Origin of the sequence: Candidatus Rickettsia tasmaniensis (assembly GCF_036857515.1) — a bacterium.
Taxonomy (GTDB): Bacteria; Pseudomonadota; Alphaproteobacteria; order Rickettsiales; family Rickettsiaceae; genus Rickettsia; species Rickettsia rickettsii.
On sequence record NZ_JAQCNX010000003.1, the window covers coordinates 19,023 to 35,672 of the forward strand.

Genomic DNA, 16,650 nt, shown 5'->3' on the forward strand with positions numbered 1-16,650 from the left:
ATTGCGAGCAACTATAAGCATTGTTGTCTGAATTGAAAAAAGCGTTTTATGTCATTCCCGCTTTCGCGGGAATCCAAGGAACAGCGAAATTAAAATATAGTTATCAAAATTTCTTTTCTTATTTTCAACTTTTAATTTAAAAAACTATTGATTTTAGAATCTAAAGTATGTATTACAATAGTTGTATTAACTTAAGGTTGAAGATATATGTTAAATTTCCTAAATAATACAGTACAATCAAAAAGGTTTGTATCTATAAATAATAGAACTTCAGTAAGTGATATACCTGAATCGTTTTGGTATTCTATCGCTGAAAATAGCTGTGATATTAATTGGGGAAATATACCATTACAAAAAAGTCCTTTTCAGATTGTTACTACTCAAGGCTTAATTCAAACATTAAAACCCAAAACCATAATTGAATTTGGAAGTTTTAAAGGAGCTTCCGCCCTTTGGTTAGCAGATATACAAAGTTTATCGGTAAAAGACGGTAAAGTTATTAGTATAGATATCGATTTTGAAAATATTGATCAAGCCGTAAAAGAAGATAATAGAATAGCATTTCTACAAGGTGATTCTAATATAAGTAGAGGCAATATTCCCAAAAGAAAAAATATCTGAACTAGTACATCCTATACTTTGAATAGAAGATGCTCATATTAATACTATAGGTATTTTAGAATATTTTCATAATAATATTTTTGAAGAAGGGGATTATTTCATCATTGAAGATACTAATATTGACTATAATAATGCATGCTATGATGTTTGGAGGAAAATTTTAGATGAAAAAACTTGTATAGCAAAATTAGAAAATTTAAACAATAAAATCGTTAGATTAACTAGCTGGTTGAAAGAAAACAAAGATTTACATTTAGTAGATACAAAATATGTAGATCCTTTCGGTATTATTAGTGCTTCTAAAAATTGGAACTCAGTTATAAAAAAGATTTAGATAAATTATGAGAAAGGAAATTTATCTAAAAAATTTTAATATTAATAGTGATGAAGTTTAACACAATTTAACTAAAAATCCATATAAATCTACTGTATTTTTTAAAAATTTTTTAGAAACAAAATATGTAAATTATACAAAAGAAATTAAAGATGCCGTAAATAATAATGCAGAAATTATACATATAAAAAATATCGATCAAAAAAATTATAATATAATGACTCCCTATGACACTGAGGTACGGATTAGCGGAATAGAAGAATTAATTTGTCATATGTATGGAGTAATAGGGATAATTGGTAGTTTGCCTGTATTATATAAAGAGGAAGATAAGAATATTATTAGAGCAGTAACACCAAGACGTAATTCACATAATGAATGTAGCTCTCAATCGCCGTATAATGATTGAGATTGGCATGTAGATGCTGCATACCGTCCAAATGACCAAGAAGAGTGATAACTTATCTCCTATAGTTGACTATTTAATCTTTGGGATTGTACATAAAGGACATGAGAATCCACCTATAGTATATATTAGCCTTAAAGATATATTAAATCAATTGAGCTACCAAGATATCTTAATCGGGCTTAGTAATGAATTTACAGTAATAAGTGCAGATTCTTTTTCATGTAAAATAGTGAGCAAGAACCTCCCTTTATTAGTAGAACATGCTACCGGTTATTGATGCTATTCCTGAAACACAAAGAGTAGCAGGGTTTTTAAATCAAACGCAAAACTATATATTATATCCGGTGATATTGTTGTATTAAGCAATAAAACGGTTTTACATAAAAGAGCTAGCTATAGTCCTAAATGGGATGGAAAAGACCGTTATTTTATTAGAATATATTCAGTGAAAGACATAAACCAAGGTATATTAGCAAATGCTGCTCAACCTTGGATATGGGTATAATAACCATTATACCAGACGGTTTTATGTAAATCACGTAAAAACGTCATTGTGCAAGCATTCATAGAATAGTGGTAATTGTCCAGTAGATAGGATCTTGTTGCATGGATCGATTTTTCAGTTGTCATACCGCGACTTGATCGCGGTATCCAGCTTAAAATACTAAAATTATTAGCATCAGAAGTTATTTTTATAGATATAATAGTCAAACCACAGTATGACATCGCATGCGTTTGTCCGATACATGCAACAACATCGCAGTCGTAGACTGCATGGCACTCCCCAGAAAATAATAAAAAAAATTCTGTAAATCAGAATTTTTTCTCTTCCTTACTTCGTCAATTGCTATGCAATTTTCTTGCAATGACAGAGACAGAACATAAGGCAGAAAATTAAGATAGGTTTTTATCCTAACTTGTGAAGTATAAATAGAAACGCCACAAAAATTTAACGGTGAGAATTGAGCAGCTTTTTTATTTCTTTTCTTTGTTGTGAGTCTTTATGCTATTTCTTTCTCTTATAATTTTCAGTTTAGTTTTATAAATGGAGCAACAAATAAAGCAGTATAGTATACTGCGTCAGAAGCATGTAAAGGTCTATTAGCATCCACCGCTATCCAATCTAAAGCTCTTTTCCCTTTGAAATCTTTAATTTTTTGATCTGCTCCATATTCTAATAAAATACGAGTAGGTTCAACATTAAGATATGATGATGCATAATAAGGGAAGTCATTCCGGTTTTAGAATTTTGAACATTAGGATTAACACCTAACTTAAGCAAAAGTTTTATTAAATCAAGATTATTTCTTTCTGCGGCTAGCATCATTCTGGTAATACCGTCTTCATATCTTAAATTAGGACTCATTCCCTGATTAATTAAAAGTTCAGCAATTTCCGGCTTCATAAATCCTATATTTATATGGATTAAATTCATGGATATGCCACACTTTAATAAAAAATCGGCAATTTTTATATTATTATTCGATATAGCATAATCTAAAGGAGTCCAGCCCAAGTATGGTTGATTTACTCCATATCCCTCATCTAATATTTTTTTACTTCATCAATATTATCTGCTTTAATAGCATCTGCTATCGGTGTAATTGGATTTCCGACTTTTTGATCATACTCAACACCATTCACATATATCTTTTTTAAACTCAAGTTTACATTCCATAACATGAATAGAAGAAATAATAAAAATAATTATAAACTTTAAAATTACTTGAATAATTTTCATATAATCAATCTAGGTACTATGTGGCTATACAGCATTAAACCTTTGTCGGTAAGATAGATATTTTCATTTAGTCTAATTAAGTCTAACGCTTGATAATGCTTAAGATTATTCATATCTAAAATATTCTCTAATTTCGTGTTTAATTTCTGCTCTAATGTAGAAATATTTATACCTTTGCTAAGGCGTAAACCCATCATTAGCATTTCTTCAATAATCTCTTGATGAGTTAACTTAGTATTAGTTTGAATACCAACATTTTTTGTTTTAACCGAATCTAACCATTTTTCAGGTTTATGCCACATCATAATTGCCGATACTGAACTTGAGGATTCAATAATTCTACTATGAGCTCCGGGGCCTATACCTAAATAGCTATTATAATTCCAATAAGTTAAATTATGCAAACATTCATGCCCTATCATAGCATAATTGGATATTTCATATCTAAAATACTTTTTAGATTCTAGATAATGATTCGTCCATTCATACATTTCAGCTGCCGCATCTGAATGCGGCAAAATCAGATTACCCTCCTTAAATAATTTATAATACGGCGTGCCTTTTTCGATAGTCAATTGATAAAGAGAAATATGCGAGGTAGCGAGCTGAATAGCTTGTTTTAATTCTTCTTGCCAGTCTTTTAATGTCTGACCGCTACGTGCATATATTAAATCAAATGACACTCGTAGAAAAATCGTATTTGCCGCCTCAATTGTTTTAATGGCCTGCATACAATCATGAGTTCTACCTAATTTTTTTAAATCGTCTTCTTTTAAGGATTGCACTCCTATTGAAACACGATTAATTCCGGCGGCTTTGAATGCTTTAAATTTTTCAGTTTCAAAGGATGTGGGATTAGTTTCTAGAGTTATCTCGGTTTGATTATCAATAATTGCTAGATTACTGATTTTATTTATTATTCCTTCAACTATTACAGGATTCATTAAAGAGGGAGTACCGCCCCCAAAAAAAATAGATTTTATATATTTATCTTGAATAATATCCTTAAAATATTCAATTTCAGTTTCATAAGATTTAAGCCACTGATTATGATCTATAGTACTTGCCACATGAGAATTAAAATCACAATACGGACATTTTAACAAACAAAAAGGCCAATGAATATAAATACTTAAATCATTAGCCATAACTCTCATATTTTGTATTTTTGCTAGTGCTAGCTTAGGTTTTGTGGACATTGCTAAAAAGATTTAATTTTGGTTATTTTGTGCTACAAATTATAAGATTTTTTTGAAATATAAATAACTATTTCTACAAAAATCTTATTAATTTTCGCTAAAAAAGACCTCAAAATAGCAAATCAATTAGCAATGTCCACAAAACCTAGCATTTTCTGTGATTTTATTCCAAGGTGGATGATAAAATACTATTCTAATTCAAAGAAAACTTTAAATAAAGCTTTTAATTTAATAGATATTATTAAAATAATGCAAAAAAATTACCCACTATTTTATAATTTTTTTATTAACTTTTTGTGTTCAAGCTATGGGAAGTAATAATGAACAAATATATAACCCAAAAGACACTAAATTTCTAGAAGAAACTGAAGCTCTAAAATGGGCAAAAGAGCGTACTGATAAAACAGAAAAGGCTTGCCAATCTATGCCTACTTATAAGGTAGTTAAGAAAGAAATAGAATCTGTTTGCTATGATCAAAGAAAAACTCCTTTTGGTGCTATACGCAAAGGTTACGTGTATAATTTTTGTATGGATTATAAAAACCCGCAAGGGTTATGGCGTAGGACATTGGTTGAGCATTACTCGAAAGATAAACCAAATTGGGAAGTTCTAATCGATTTTGATAAATTATCCAAAAAACTCGGTAAAAAAGTAATGTATCGAGGTGGGAGTGATTGTTTTCAAAACCCTAATCATTTCTTAATTACCATGTCATTTGGCGGTAAGGATGAGATGTTTTTTAGAGCATGGGATTTAGAGAAAAAAGATTTTGTAAAAAATGGTTTTGAGCCAGAAACAAGTAGCGGGAAATTACTAGAAGGTAAATTTACTGTCCCTACTTGGGTTGATCAAGATACTATTATATTTAATCCAGTTTTGCATCAAGAAGAAGTGACTGACTCTTTATATCCTAGCTCGCTCTACATATGGAAGCGAGGAGAACCTATAGAGAAAGCCAAAAAACTATTTGAAATACCAAAGAATTATATACGTGTATCAGCCAGTAAGCTTTTATCCGATAATATTTCTTCATCTTTAATATTTATATCTGCAGATAAGGATTTTTATAATTACGATAATTATATTTTAGATACTAAAGATGAGAGCTTAAAATTACAAAAAATAAATATGCCATCAGATGCAACACCTGAAGGTTCTTTTAAAGAATATGTATTTTGGCTACTGCGTTCCGATTGGCAATTTAAAGATAGTAATATAAAGCAGGTTCACTTGTTGCTATACACTACGCTGATCCTCTAAAAGAAGATAGCGATAAAGCTAGCTTAAAAATATTATTTACCCCAACAGAGAGGGAAGTATTGTATTTTGTAGGAATGACTAAAGATACGGTATTTTTAACTAGCTATGAGAATGTTATTTCAAAAGTAGTAACATTTACATTAGAAAATAATGAATGGACAAAACCGGTAACTTTAAAAGTGTCTTATGAAAATACAATTTTTGGTATGTTGTCTGATGATGAGGAAGAAGATGCATTAATTACTATAGAAAATTCTATAGTTCCTCCAACTATCTATTTATGGGATAAAAATCATGAATTAAAAGTTATTAGAAAGCCTTTGTATCCGGTTGATAGCAAAAATTATGTTGTAGATCAAAAGGAAGCTACAAGCTCAGATGGAGTTAAAATACCATATTTTATTGTCCTATAAAAAAGGTACAAAATTTGATGGTAAGAATCCAACATTACTTGAAGCATACGGCGATTTTCAAGTAATCAACTCTCCATATTTCTCTCGCATGGAAAATGAAGTATGGGTTAAACATGGCGGGGTTAGTGTTCTTGCTAATATTAGAGGTGGCGGAGAGTTTGGTCCTGAGTGGCATAAGGCGACTCAAGGAATAAAACGTCAAACCGGCTTGAATGATTTTATTGCAGTAACAGAGGATTTAATCAAGCAAAATATTACTAGCCCTGAGTATTTAGGAATTAAAGGAGGAAGTAACGGCGGATTGCTAGTAAGTGTTGCAATGATGCAGCGTCCTGATTTATTTGGAGCTATAGCATGGGAAGTACCGATACTTGATACGATATAAAGAATTCGGAGCAGGACATTCATGGGTTACAGAATATGGTGATCCAGCAAAAGTAGAAGATTTAGTACATATCAAAAAATATGCACCGCTAGAGAATTTATCTTTAACGCAAAAATACCAAGCTGTGTTAATTACAGATTCAGTATTAGAGCAGCGTGTACACCCATGGCATGGAAGAATTTTTGAGTATGTGCTTGAGAAAAACCCAAATACTAAAACTTACTTTCTAGAAAGTGTAGATAGTGGGCATGGTAGTGGTAGTGATTTAAAAGATAGTGCCAATTATTTGATCAATATTTATACATTTTTTGCAAATGCTTTGAAATTAAAAATTAATTAAATTTAATACTAGGTCAATATGTATTACTTATTATACTACTGGATAGTTTAAAAAAAACCGTCGATGTCATTCCTGCGAAGACACATGGGTGTTAACTTAAGGAAAAGGTCACCCCGTGGCTTGACCACAGGGTCCATATAATTTTAGTATTTTTAACTGGATCCCGCGATTGAGTCGGCATTGTTGCATGGACCGGAAAACCTACTCGATATCATTCCCGCGTAGGCGGGAATCCAGAAAAATAACTTCAATATTGCTACAGAAGTTACATACTTGATAAAATAACCATATAAACACTTAGTTTTTATATGCTTGACTGGATTTCTGCTTTAGCAGGAATGACATAATGTAAATATAATAAAATTCAAGAAAACAATTTTCCAATTCCGCTACGTAATAGATTTTTAGGATTCATTTTACTGGCTTTTTTCATTATCTCGCTTATTTGTTTATATTGCTTTAGCAAAATATTTACCTTTTGTACCGTAGTTCCTGCTCCGGCAGCTATACGTTTCCTACGAGAAGCATTAATTATATCGGGATTTTTACGTTCTTTTGGCGTCATAGATAAAATAATTGCTTCTTGATGTTCAATTATTTTACTATTTAATTTTGATTGATCTATTTGATCCATAATTTTACCGCTACCCGGTAACATACTAAGTATACTTCCAAAACCTCCCATTTTTTTTATACTTCTCATTTGCTGAAGATAATCATTTAAATCAAACTTACCCTTTTTTAATTTAGCTGCCGTTTTTTCGGCTTCTTCTCTATCGATACTAGCTGCTTTTTCAACAAAAGAGATAATATCACCCATATCCAGTATTCGAGAAGCTAAACGTTCAGCATCGAATTCTTCTAAATCAGTTAGGTTTTCACCGCTACTTAAAAATTTAATCGGCTTTTTAGTAATATATTTTACACTGAGTGCTGCACCACCCTTGGAATCACCGTCAATTCTAGATAAAATTAATCCTGAAATTTCTAACTTTTCATTAAAACTACTCGCCGTAACTACTGCATCCTGCCCTGTCATACTGTCGATTACTAACAAAGTTTCTGTAGGCTCCACTATCTTTTTTATTGCAAACGCTTCCTCCATCATCGCTTTATCAATTTGTGTACGACCTGCCGTATCATAAATTACGACATCATAAGCAGAAATTTTAGCCTCGGCAATAGCTCTTTTGACAATATCGAGGGGTTTCTCACCTTGCACAATAGGTAATGAATTAATCTGTACTGAGTTTGCAAGTATAGCGAGTTGCTCTTGTGCGGCCGGTCTGTAAGTATCCAAAGAAACAAGTAAAACTTTCTTATTTTGATTTCTAAGCCGCAAAGCAAGCTTACTACTCGCCGTAGTTTTACCGCTCCCTTGCAGCCCTACCATTAGGAAATTTACGGGCGGCTTTGAATTTAAATTTAGCTTTGTCTCACTTTTACTTGAAGCTAAGAGATTGATCATCTCTTCATGGATAATTTTAATTATCATCTGTCCAGGTGAAACAGACTTAATAACCTCCTGCCCTAAAGCTTTCTGTTTAACTTCCGCTATAAAATCTTTTATCACCGGTAATGCAACATCTGACTCTAAAAGAGCCACTCTTATATCCCGCATAGCAGCATCTATTTGGGCTTCCGTCAAAATGCCTGAGCTAACTAGCCTATCAAAAATCTTCGTTAAATTTTGTGTTAAAGTTTTAAACATGCAAATAATTTAATTTATAAAGTTCCTAAAACCTAATATATACTACGAGTAAATGAACAATAGTCAAAATAAAACATAAATTAAATTTATATTCTAGAGGGAAACCGCTTTCTATCTTAAATATCTATTAACTATTTTTTTTAAAAAAAGGAGTATATTTCTCTCAATATATTTTGTTGTTTTATGGATAACATAGAAAGGAACGTAGTGATATCGTGTTAATTACTAGAAAACTCATTCACCACTAATATATAACTTGTTTTTAAGTCCAAATCATAATCAATAGTATTATATATTAACTTTTTTATGTCGGTAAATTTTTGCAGTAAATATGAAGGGTGTCTATTTGATAGTTTATTAAAAATCTTATTTTCTAAATCTAGAAGTTCAATATTAACGTTGGCAGATTTTTTAAGGATTCTATTCATTAATAATAATAAATTATCAATAAAATCTAGCCATAATTCTCGGTCTTTAGTAGTAAAGCGATTAATAAAATCTAACGTTTTGTTATCTGCTATCGACTGAATAAACTCGGAATATAATTCGTTTTTAGTATGATGGATAGATGATCTAACATTAATTTTAAAACATCTTGATCTAATTGTAGAAATAATACTTGCAGCTCTTGAAGTAATTAAAAAAATGTAACTATTCTTTGGTGCATCTTCAAGAATTTTTAAGCATGAATTCGCTGCATTCAAATTCATAAGATCCGCCGAATAAATTATTGCAACTTTATAACCTGAAATTGCAGAAGTTTTACTTAAGAAGTCTTGTAATTTTCTTATTTGTTCAATAGAAATATTTTTAGCATTAGATGTAGCTGAAGTTTCCCTAGCGATGAAATGATAATCAGGATTGTTTTCAAGAGGAATGCTATTCTTAAAAAGCTTAATATATATAAACTCTTCTAAATCTTTTAAAGCTTGCTCTATATTTTCGGCTTCGATAAGCCAACTATTGTATAGCTTATTATGTTTTAAGTTAAACTCTAGGCGTTCAATTATCAATGGTTGTAATATCGTTATGAATTGTACTTAAGAAGTATTCTGTATCATTCCGGCTTTTGCAGAGCATTGTTGCATGAGCCGGTTTTTCTAGTATCACCCCGCAAGCTTGTAACGGGGTTCGGAAATTATTAGTACTGTAAATACGTTACTTCTTTTAATTACAAGCTTCTTTCATTTTTCTTCCAGCTCTAAAAGTAGGTTGATTGTAAGCATCTATTTTCATTTTTGCTCCGGTTTTTGGGTTACGACCCTCACGTGCTTTTCTATGATGTATTTCAAATGAACCGAAACCTGTTATATTAATATTATGGTGGCTCTTTATAGCACTAATCACACTATCAAGAACTAAATTAAGTGCTTTCTCGGCCTCAGCTTTTGTTAATGTTTTATATGAAGCATGTTTATGATTATGACCATGGTCGGTCATAAATGCTATAAATTCGGTTTTATTCATTTTTTTTGGTTCTTTTTTGTTATGTGTACTCATAATAAAATCAATTCTCCTTTGATAGGTTAATGTGTATTGATGTTTTTTTATAAAACAATATATACAACTGGCAATAATATACATCAATATATTTTTTATGTGAGTTAATTATAACAAACTACCCACATACTGCAAATGCCAGTTATTTACAAAGTTTAAAATATATACGTTATTATATTAATTTATAAAAAAATGTAGCCATTTTACATCAGTAATACTGTTAAAACTAGCTTAATCAAGTAATTAAAGTGAAAATTTATCATTAAAACCCTAATTTATTGTCAGTAGTAAATTACAAAAACTAATTTTCTACTCTATAAAAAATTATAAGTTTTTTAATAAAAAACAATATATACTTAATTTACATAAAAAGTGGGAACCGTCTTTCACCTTTTATATAGAATATTTCTAACCGAATAGCAGATTATGTAATAATTCGCTATTCACATTAATTTAGAATAAAATTTTTAAAGAAAAATATATTAAATCCAATGTTATTGTCTGAAATTTGTATTAAACGCCCTGTCTTTGCTACAGTTTTGAATTTGGTTATCGTAGCTCTTGGAACAATTTTTTTTACCAAACTACAAATTAGAGGCACTCCGGATATTTCAGTTCCTATTATAAATGTCGAAGCTCATTATGCAGGTGCCGATGCCTTATATATGGAGCAAGAAATAACGACACGTATAGAAAAAGCTTTAAAGACGGTTAAAAATTTAGATTATATAACTTCTCAAAGTTCTACCGGCGAAAGTAGTATTACTTTATCGTTTCTATTATCTACCGATATTGAAGTAGCACTAAACGATGTCCGCGCCAAAATATCGGATATCACTTATATGTTCCCGCAAGATATGAAAGCCCCGTCAGTTGCAAAACTTGATGCTGATAGTTTCCCAAGCCTCTTCATAAGCGTTGGAAGTGATCAATATAGCGATTTAGAATTAACAAAGATCATCGAAGATAATCTACAAACACCGTTAGATAAACTTGAAAGCGTAGGACAGTCACAAATTTACGGCGGTCGGGAATATATAATGAGAATAGAACCCGATTCTACAAAATTATATCAACATAAAATTTCTTTATTGGAGATTGAATCCGCAATAAAAGAGCAAAATAAAGATTATCCCGCAGGTACGATTAAAACAAAAAGTAATAATTTTATAGTAACTCTTGAAGGTTCTTTATCTACACCGGAAGACTTCGGTAATATTATTCTAAAAGTACAAAACGAAGGTATCATAAAATTACGAGATATAGCAAAAATATCTTTAACTTCTCCCGATGAGGACATAATTTTTAGATATAACGGCAAAAGCTCTATTGCCCTTGGTCTTATAAAAGAATCAAAAGCTAACGTCATAGATTTATCACATGAAGTAACTAAAGCACTAGAAAGAATTAAAGAATCCATGCCCAAAGGAATAAGCATGGGTATCGCATATGATGGAGCAACGCATGTAAAAGCATCAATTTATGCAGTATTGCAAACAATTTTTGAAGCTTTAATATTAGTAGTTTTAGTCACTTATTTATTTCTTGCTTCTGCTAAAATTACCTTAATTCCATTTGTGACGATTCCGGTATCGTTGATCGGTACTTTTAGCGTAATGTATGCTTTTGGATTTTCTATTAATATATTTACGCTCCTTGCTATGATACTTGCTATAGGTTTAGTGGTCGATGATGCGATAGTTATGCTTGAAAACATTTTTAGATATAATGAAATGGGGCATAAACCCATGGAAGCGGCTATGCTTGCTTCTAAAGAAATCGGCTTTGCAATCATTGCTATGACTATTACGCTTGCTGCCGTATTTTTACCCGTGGGTTTTATAGAGGGTTTTATCGGGAAATTATTTATTGAATTTGCTTGGACTTTAGCATTTTGTGTTTTGTTCTCAGGATTTGTTGCTTTAACTTTAACTCCTATGATGTCAAGTCGTATGGTTACAAAACATAATACGGACTTACCGAAATTCTTAGTAAAGTTTAACGACATTCTACAATTTATTCAAAATAAATATATTTACTATCTAAAGCTAACTTTTGATAATAAAAAGAAATTTGTCATCATTATTGCATCATCATTTATAGTGCTGATTATTAGTTTTAAATTTACTCAAAAAATTTTCGTACCCCAAGAAGATGATGGATTTTTACAAGTTTCTCTTAAAGGTCCTGAAGGTTCGAGTTTAGAATCTTCTACTAAAGTAGTGAAAGAAACCGAAAAAATCCTTGCTAATTATAAAGATATATTAGGTTATCTAATGGTAATAGGCGCAGGCGGTAGCGATAATGTTTTTGGATTCATTCCTCTCAGAAATTGGGGTGAGCGTTCTCGTTCCCAAGAAACTATTAAGAATATGTTAAATAAGCAGTTTTCTGAAATACCGGGCATGTCGATTTGCGCTATGGATCCACGTTCAATGGTTAGCGGAAATGCAAGTAGCCCTATCGAGTTTACTATTCAAACGAACCTTGAATATGATGATCTAGATAAAATATCACAACAATTTATTGATATAATGAAAACAAATCCTATTTTCTTAAATGTCAATAGAAATTTACAATCGGCAATGCCAACTATAAGTATAGAAGTCAACCGTGATAAGGCTTATTTATACGGAATGGATTTGGCAAATATAGGCAAAACAGTACAATATTTACTTGCAGGTCAACAAATCGGAAATTTTAGAATGAGTAATGATTTATATGACGTTATATTACAATTTAATCAAAAAGATCGAAAAGATATTAGCGATTTTAGTAAAATTTTAATCAGAGCAAAAAATAATAATATGTTACCGCTTGAATCGATAGCCAATATTACGGAAAAAATATCAGTAAAATCATATAGTCATTATAATAATTCGAAATCCGTTACTATTTCTTCCGATCTTACTCCTGACGGGAAAATTGATGATGCAATTAATGAAATCAATAAAATAGCCGCTAAGTTACTTGATCCTAGTAATACTATAATTGAATATATCGGAGAAATTAAACAAATGAGAGAGGCAGACAGTAATATGCTTATAACATTTGTGTTTGCTCTTATATTTATCTATTTAGTGCTTGCAGCTCAATTTGAAAGCTTTACTGACCCTTTATTAATATTACTCGCCATACCTTTCTCAATAACCGGCGGTGTACTTGCTCTCTGGCTTGCCGGTAATAGCCTTAATATGTATAGTAATATCGGACTTATTACTTTAATTGGATTAATTACTAAGAATTCTATTATGATAGTAGAATTTGCTAATCAGCTAAGAGAAAAAGGGGTAAAGGTTCAAGAAGCTATAATAGAATCCTCAAAACTTCGCTTGCGTCCAATTCTTATGACTACTCTTGCTGCCGTAGTCGGAGCTTTACCTCTAGTTTTTGCAGACGGGGCCGGTGCTGCTGCTCGTAATTCTATAGGCTTGGTAATAGTTGGAGGATTAAGCATCGGTACTATATTTACAATTTTTGTTATACCTGTAATATATCAAACTTTTAAGAAGGATTAATAAATTATAGAATAATAAAATTTAGTAGACATATAGCGCAAAATGAGAAATGATTATTTTACGTTAGTTTTGTTGCATGGCTCGGAAAACACATACAGTGTCATCCCGAGGCCTCGCCACGGGATCCAAAAATGTAACCCATAATACTAGTCATTTTAGTATTTTAACTGGACCCCGCTATCAAATTGTGGGATGACAGAGGTATGAGCCACGCAACAAGGTCTTTTACGTTTAACTAAAAGGAGCTTAAATATGTTAATAAATACTTCTAATAATCCGCTTATTACTACTGTACATTTATTATCTTCTATAGGTGCTATAAATTGGGGCTTAGTCGGATTATTTAATTTTAATTTAGTCACACTTTTATTTGGCTCATTTCCAATTATTGTTACAATACTTTATATAATTATAGGCTTTGGTGGTGTATATTCTTTCCTTTGTTTAGGTAAGTTATTTTGTAAACCCGGAATAGAAAAGGTGAAGTAACTCTACCTTTTCGTCATTGCGAGCCGTAGGCTGCGTGGCAATCTCATGAAATCATAACAAACTCCTGAGATTGCTTCGTCAATTGCTATGCAATTTCCTCGCAATGACGACCTAACAACCTCACTTGTGCTATAGCAGTTATTGCTGCTGTTTCAGCACGTAATATATTACTTCCTAAACTTATAGATTTTGTATTCTTATATGAGGCAAGAAGTTCCAGCTCATCATTAGTAAAGCCTCCCTCCGGTCCTACAATAATAGTTATATCACTATTACTAAGTGATGATGAAATTCGTAATATAGAATTTTCTTCTTTTTCATGTTCATTAGCATATAACATCAAATTATTATTCTTTTTTAGATAATCTTGTATTGTGATAGCTTTTTCAATTATCGGGGGAGTAAGACGTTCTGATTGCTCTGTTGCCTCAATAACACATTTCATTAAACGTTCGATATTTACCGATCTAAATTGACACCACCTAGTAATTAACGGAATAATTTTAGTTATACCGAGCTGCGTAGCCATATTTATTGCAAGCATTAATTTATCTTGCTTTATTATAGCAACAGCAAGAGTTAACGTAGATTCTGTATAAGGCTTTTTTAACTGTTCTTTAAGTCTAACCGATAGGTTATTTTTACCTATATCGTTAATTTGTGCTAGAAATTCTCCATCCGTACCGTTAAAGAGACGTAAGCCATCATTTACTTTAAGACGTAGCACCGTTTTAACATAATGAACATGATCACTTGCTAATTCTATCTTGCTATTTTCAGCTAAACGACTATTAATATAAATACGGTTATATTTCATATATTTAGTACTATGGACGATAAAAAAGATGATAGACATCTTTCCAAACCAGCTTATAGAGAGGAATTTACAGGAGACACAGAACGCAACACCACAGCGTATATGGACATACGTGAGGATGCGAGTACCGGATCGACGTCTAAATTACCTCTAGAAGCGAAGTTTGTAAAGATGTCTAATAATATATCAGAAGAAGAAAATTTACCAAAAGAAAAAGAAATTGGCGGTGTTAAAGGTCTAGAACCGACAAGATACGGGGACTGGCAGCATAAAGGTAAAGTCACAGATTTCTAATGCCTTGCCTTCAACACACTAAAATTTTACCCTATAAACCGCAAGAATTGTTTGATTTGGTCTGGGATATAAAATCTTATCCTAAATTCTTGCCTTGGTGTTCTGCTTCTAGAATTATTTCAGAAAATAATCAAGAGGTTATTGCTGAATTAGTAATTCAGTTAAAAGGCTTTTCAGAAAAATATAACTCACGAGTTACAAGCAAAATAACAGATGATGGAATATATTTGATTAATACGGTAGCTATTTCAGGACCTTTTGAATATTTAAAAAGTACTTGGCAATTTGTTCCATGCACGGCAGGAACTGAATTAAAATTCTTTATTGATTTTAAAATGAACTCCGTAATACTGGATAAATTAATCGGCACTTATTTTACCAAAGCAACCGAAAAAATGATTATAGCTTTTGAAAGGAGAGCTAAAGAGGTTATTAAATAAAAAAGAGTAAGGTTATAGATCTATAACCTTACTCTCTAGAAAGTTTTGTATTTAGTTACTAGGCAATACCAGATATATATCCTTCATCTCCCTCATCTCCTAAGATTTGAGTTTGATCATCATTAAGATTATTATAATCAAGGCTATAAAACTGCTCTTCTTGTTCTTCACTAGTACTGGAAGAAGTATGATAATTAAATAATACTTTATAAGCTTCATTTATTTCAGCATATTTCTGTATTTCTTTTGAAAGTTCTACTGCTTTATTTTGCATAGCTTTTTCTGTACCATACCATAACTTACTTGTCAAATTTGGCTTGTATTCTGCTAATTGCTTATTTTTGTAACTTTCTCTATTTGCAACAGTTCCTAAACTTAAAGCTTTTTCAATATCTTCACTTGAATAGCCATTTTGTATTAGCTGCTGAATAATACAAGCATGTAAAGGAAGAATACTAGTGTCTAGAACTAATTTATTTGTATATTGTCCTTTCACGCCAGGTATTTCCTGATATAACGCACGATCTGCTGATTCTACTATTTCATAGCCACCATTATGTTTGTAACCAACGCCGTCTTCCGTTAAACTTAAGGTTGGTACGCGAGTTATTGCATTAGATATTATCTTACCATTCATTCCTTCAATATATTTACCGGTAAATTTATCTATACCGTTTTCATCTATAGCAGTACCGTATACAAAACTTCCTAACCCCGAAGTAGCCAAATACTCTTCAGCTTTAGTTGCTTCATGAGCTTTAGTAAAAAGCTTTATTTGTTCATTACTATCCATAATGCCTTTTGCCCCATAACTAGTACCAAAAACAGCCCCTGTTATTAAAGGTATTTTGCTTAACCAACTACTAGATGAAAAAAAACTACTTATTCCTGCAAAAAAGCTTCCTAATGCTAATTTAGTATAAAAACTATCATCTGCTTTTGCTTTTTCTATTAAAGATAAGTAAGTAATCGGTTTATTACTTCTGAATAAGTTATGTACTAATAATCTAAACATAGTCTATCTCCTTGTTTTTTTAAGTACCATATTTCATGGTCGTTAAATATAACGCAAATGCACTATATAACAAAAGTAATCAAATGTCAATCTTTATTTAATAATAAATTAATAAGCATTAATATTTGACTTGACACTTTTTAGAAAAAACCATATTTTATGG

General features: G+C 31.3%; 13 protein-coding genes and 2 pseudogenes. 8 read left to right on the plus strand and 7 right to left on the minus strand.

Annotated elements, in window-relative coordinates:
- Positions 1 to 207 precede the first annotated feature (207 nt).
- The 3 genes and pseudogenes from O6R16_RS01080 to O6R16_RS01090 form a co-directional block, all read left to right on the plus strand.
- Positions 208 to 519 (plus strand): annotated as a pseudogene (locus O6R16_RS01080) (CmcI family methyltransferase); the annotation flags it as partial.
- Between the two features lie 653 nt (positions 520 to 1,172).
- The gene (locus O6R16_RS01085) at positions 1,173 to 1,364 is read left to right on the plus strand and encodes a hypothetical protein (protein ID WP_499679641.1); all 192 of its coding nucleotides are present in this window, start codon (positions 1,173 to 1,175) and stop codon (positions 1,362 to 1,364) included.
- A gap of 31 nt (positions 1,365 to 1,395) precedes the next feature.
- Positions 1,396 to 1,641 (plus strand): hypothetical protein, encoded by a 246-nt coding sequence (locus O6R16_RS01090; protein WP_499679642.1) that lies wholly within the window; start codon positions 1,396 to 1,398, stop codon positions 1,639 to 1,641.
- 897 nt (positions 1,642 to 2,538) lie between these two features.
- Here O6R16_RS01090 and O6R16_RS01095 read toward each other — a convergent pair.
- Positions 2,539 to 2,880: an ankyrin repeat domain-containing protein gene (locus O6R16_RS01095; protein WP_499679643.1), complete on the minus strand. Its 342-nt coding sequence runs from the start codon at positions 2,878 to 2,880 to the stop codon at positions 2,539 to 2,541.
- A 221-nt stretch (positions 2,881 to 3,101) separates the two neighbouring features.
- Positions 3,102 to 4,304 carry a radical SAM family heme chaperone HemW gene (hemW, locus tag O6R16_RS01100; protein ID WP_499679644.1) on the minus strand — a complete coding sequence of 401 codons (1,203 nt, stop codon included), beginning with the start codon at positions 4,302 to 4,304 and terminating at the stop codon, positions 3,102 to 3,104.
- A 307-nt stretch (positions 4,305 to 4,611) separates the two neighbouring features.
- Here hemW and O6R16_RS01105 point away from each other — a divergent pair.
- Positions 4,612 to 6,703: pseudogene (locus O6R16_RS01105) on the plus strand (prolyl oligopeptidase family serine peptidase).
- A 364-nt stretch (positions 6,704 to 7,067) separates the two neighbouring features.
- Here O6R16_RS01105 and ffh read toward each other — a convergent pair.
- The 3 genes from ffh to O6R16_RS01120 form a co-directional block, all read right to left on the minus strand.
- Positions 7,068 to 8,414 (minus strand): signal recognition particle protein, encoded by a 1,347-nt coding sequence (ffh, locus tag O6R16_RS01110; protein ID WP_499679645.1) that lies wholly within the window; start codon positions 8,412 to 8,414, stop codon positions 7,068 to 7,070.
- Positions 8,415 to 8,632: 218 nt separating this feature from the next.
- Entirely contained in the window at positions 8,633 to 9,427 is a 795-nt protein-coding gene (locus tag O6R16_RS01115; RefSeq protein WP_014409944.1) for a DNA polymerase III delta subunit-related protein, read from the minus strand.
- 154 nt (positions 9,428 to 9,581) lie between these two features.
- Positions 9,582 to 9,914: an HU family DNA-binding protein gene (locus O6R16_RS01120; protein WP_499679646.1), complete on the minus strand. Its 333-nt coding sequence runs from the start codon at positions 9,912 to 9,914 to the stop codon at positions 9,582 to 9,584.
- 491 nt (positions 9,915 to 10,405) lie between these two features.
- Here O6R16_RS01120 and O6R16_RS01125 point away from each other — a divergent pair, with 491 nt between their 5' ends.
- Both O6R16_RS01125 and O6R16_RS01130 read left to right on the plus strand, forming a co-directional pair.
- Positions 10,406 to 13,432: an efflux RND transporter permease subunit gene (locus tag O6R16_RS01125; protein WP_499679647.1), complete on the plus strand. Its 3,027-nt coding sequence runs from the start codon at positions 10,406 to 10,408 to the stop codon at positions 13,430 to 13,432.
- Between the two features lie 252 nt (positions 13,433 to 13,684).
- Positions 13,685 to 13,921: a DUF378 domain-containing protein gene (locus tag O6R16_RS01130; protein ID WP_499679648.1), complete on the plus strand. Its 237-nt coding sequence runs from the start codon at positions 13,685 to 13,687 to the stop codon at positions 13,919 to 13,921.
- Between the two features lie 85 nt (positions 13,922 to 14,006).
- Here O6R16_RS01130 and O6R16_RS01135 read toward each other — a convergent pair whose 3' ends face one another.
- Positions 14,007 to 14,738, minus strand: a complete 732-nt coding sequence (locus O6R16_RS01135; protein WP_499679649.1) for a 16S rRNA (uracil(1498)-N(3))-methyltransferase — start codon at positions 14,736 to 14,738, stop codon at positions 14,007 to 14,009.
- A 12-nt stretch (positions 14,739 to 14,750) separates the two neighbouring features.
- On the opposite strand from O6R16_RS01135, the gene O6R16_RS01140 reads away from it, so the two are divergent.
- Entirely contained in the window at positions 14,751 to 15,032 is a 282-nt protein-coding gene (locus tag O6R16_RS01140; RefSeq protein WP_499679650.1) for a DUF1674 domain-containing protein, read from the plus strand.
- On the plus strand, positions 15,032 to 15,472 hold the full coding sequence (locus tag O6R16_RS01145; protein WP_499679651.1) for a type II toxin-antitoxin system RatA family toxin: 441 nt from the start codon (positions 15,032 to 15,034) through the stop codon (positions 15,470 to 15,472). The genes O6R16_RS01140 and O6R16_RS01145 overlap by 1 nt, the downstream gene beginning before the upstream one ends.
- A 58-nt stretch (positions 15,473 to 15,530) precedes the next feature.
- Here O6R16_RS01145 and O6R16_RS01150 read toward each other — a convergent pair whose 3' ends face one another.
- A complete protein-coding gene (locus O6R16_RS01150) occupies positions 15,531 to 16,487 on the minus strand; it encodes a hypothetical protein (RefSeq protein ID WP_499679652.1) in 957 nt (318 codons plus the stop codon).
- Positions 16,488 to 16,650 lie beyond the last annotated feature (163 nt).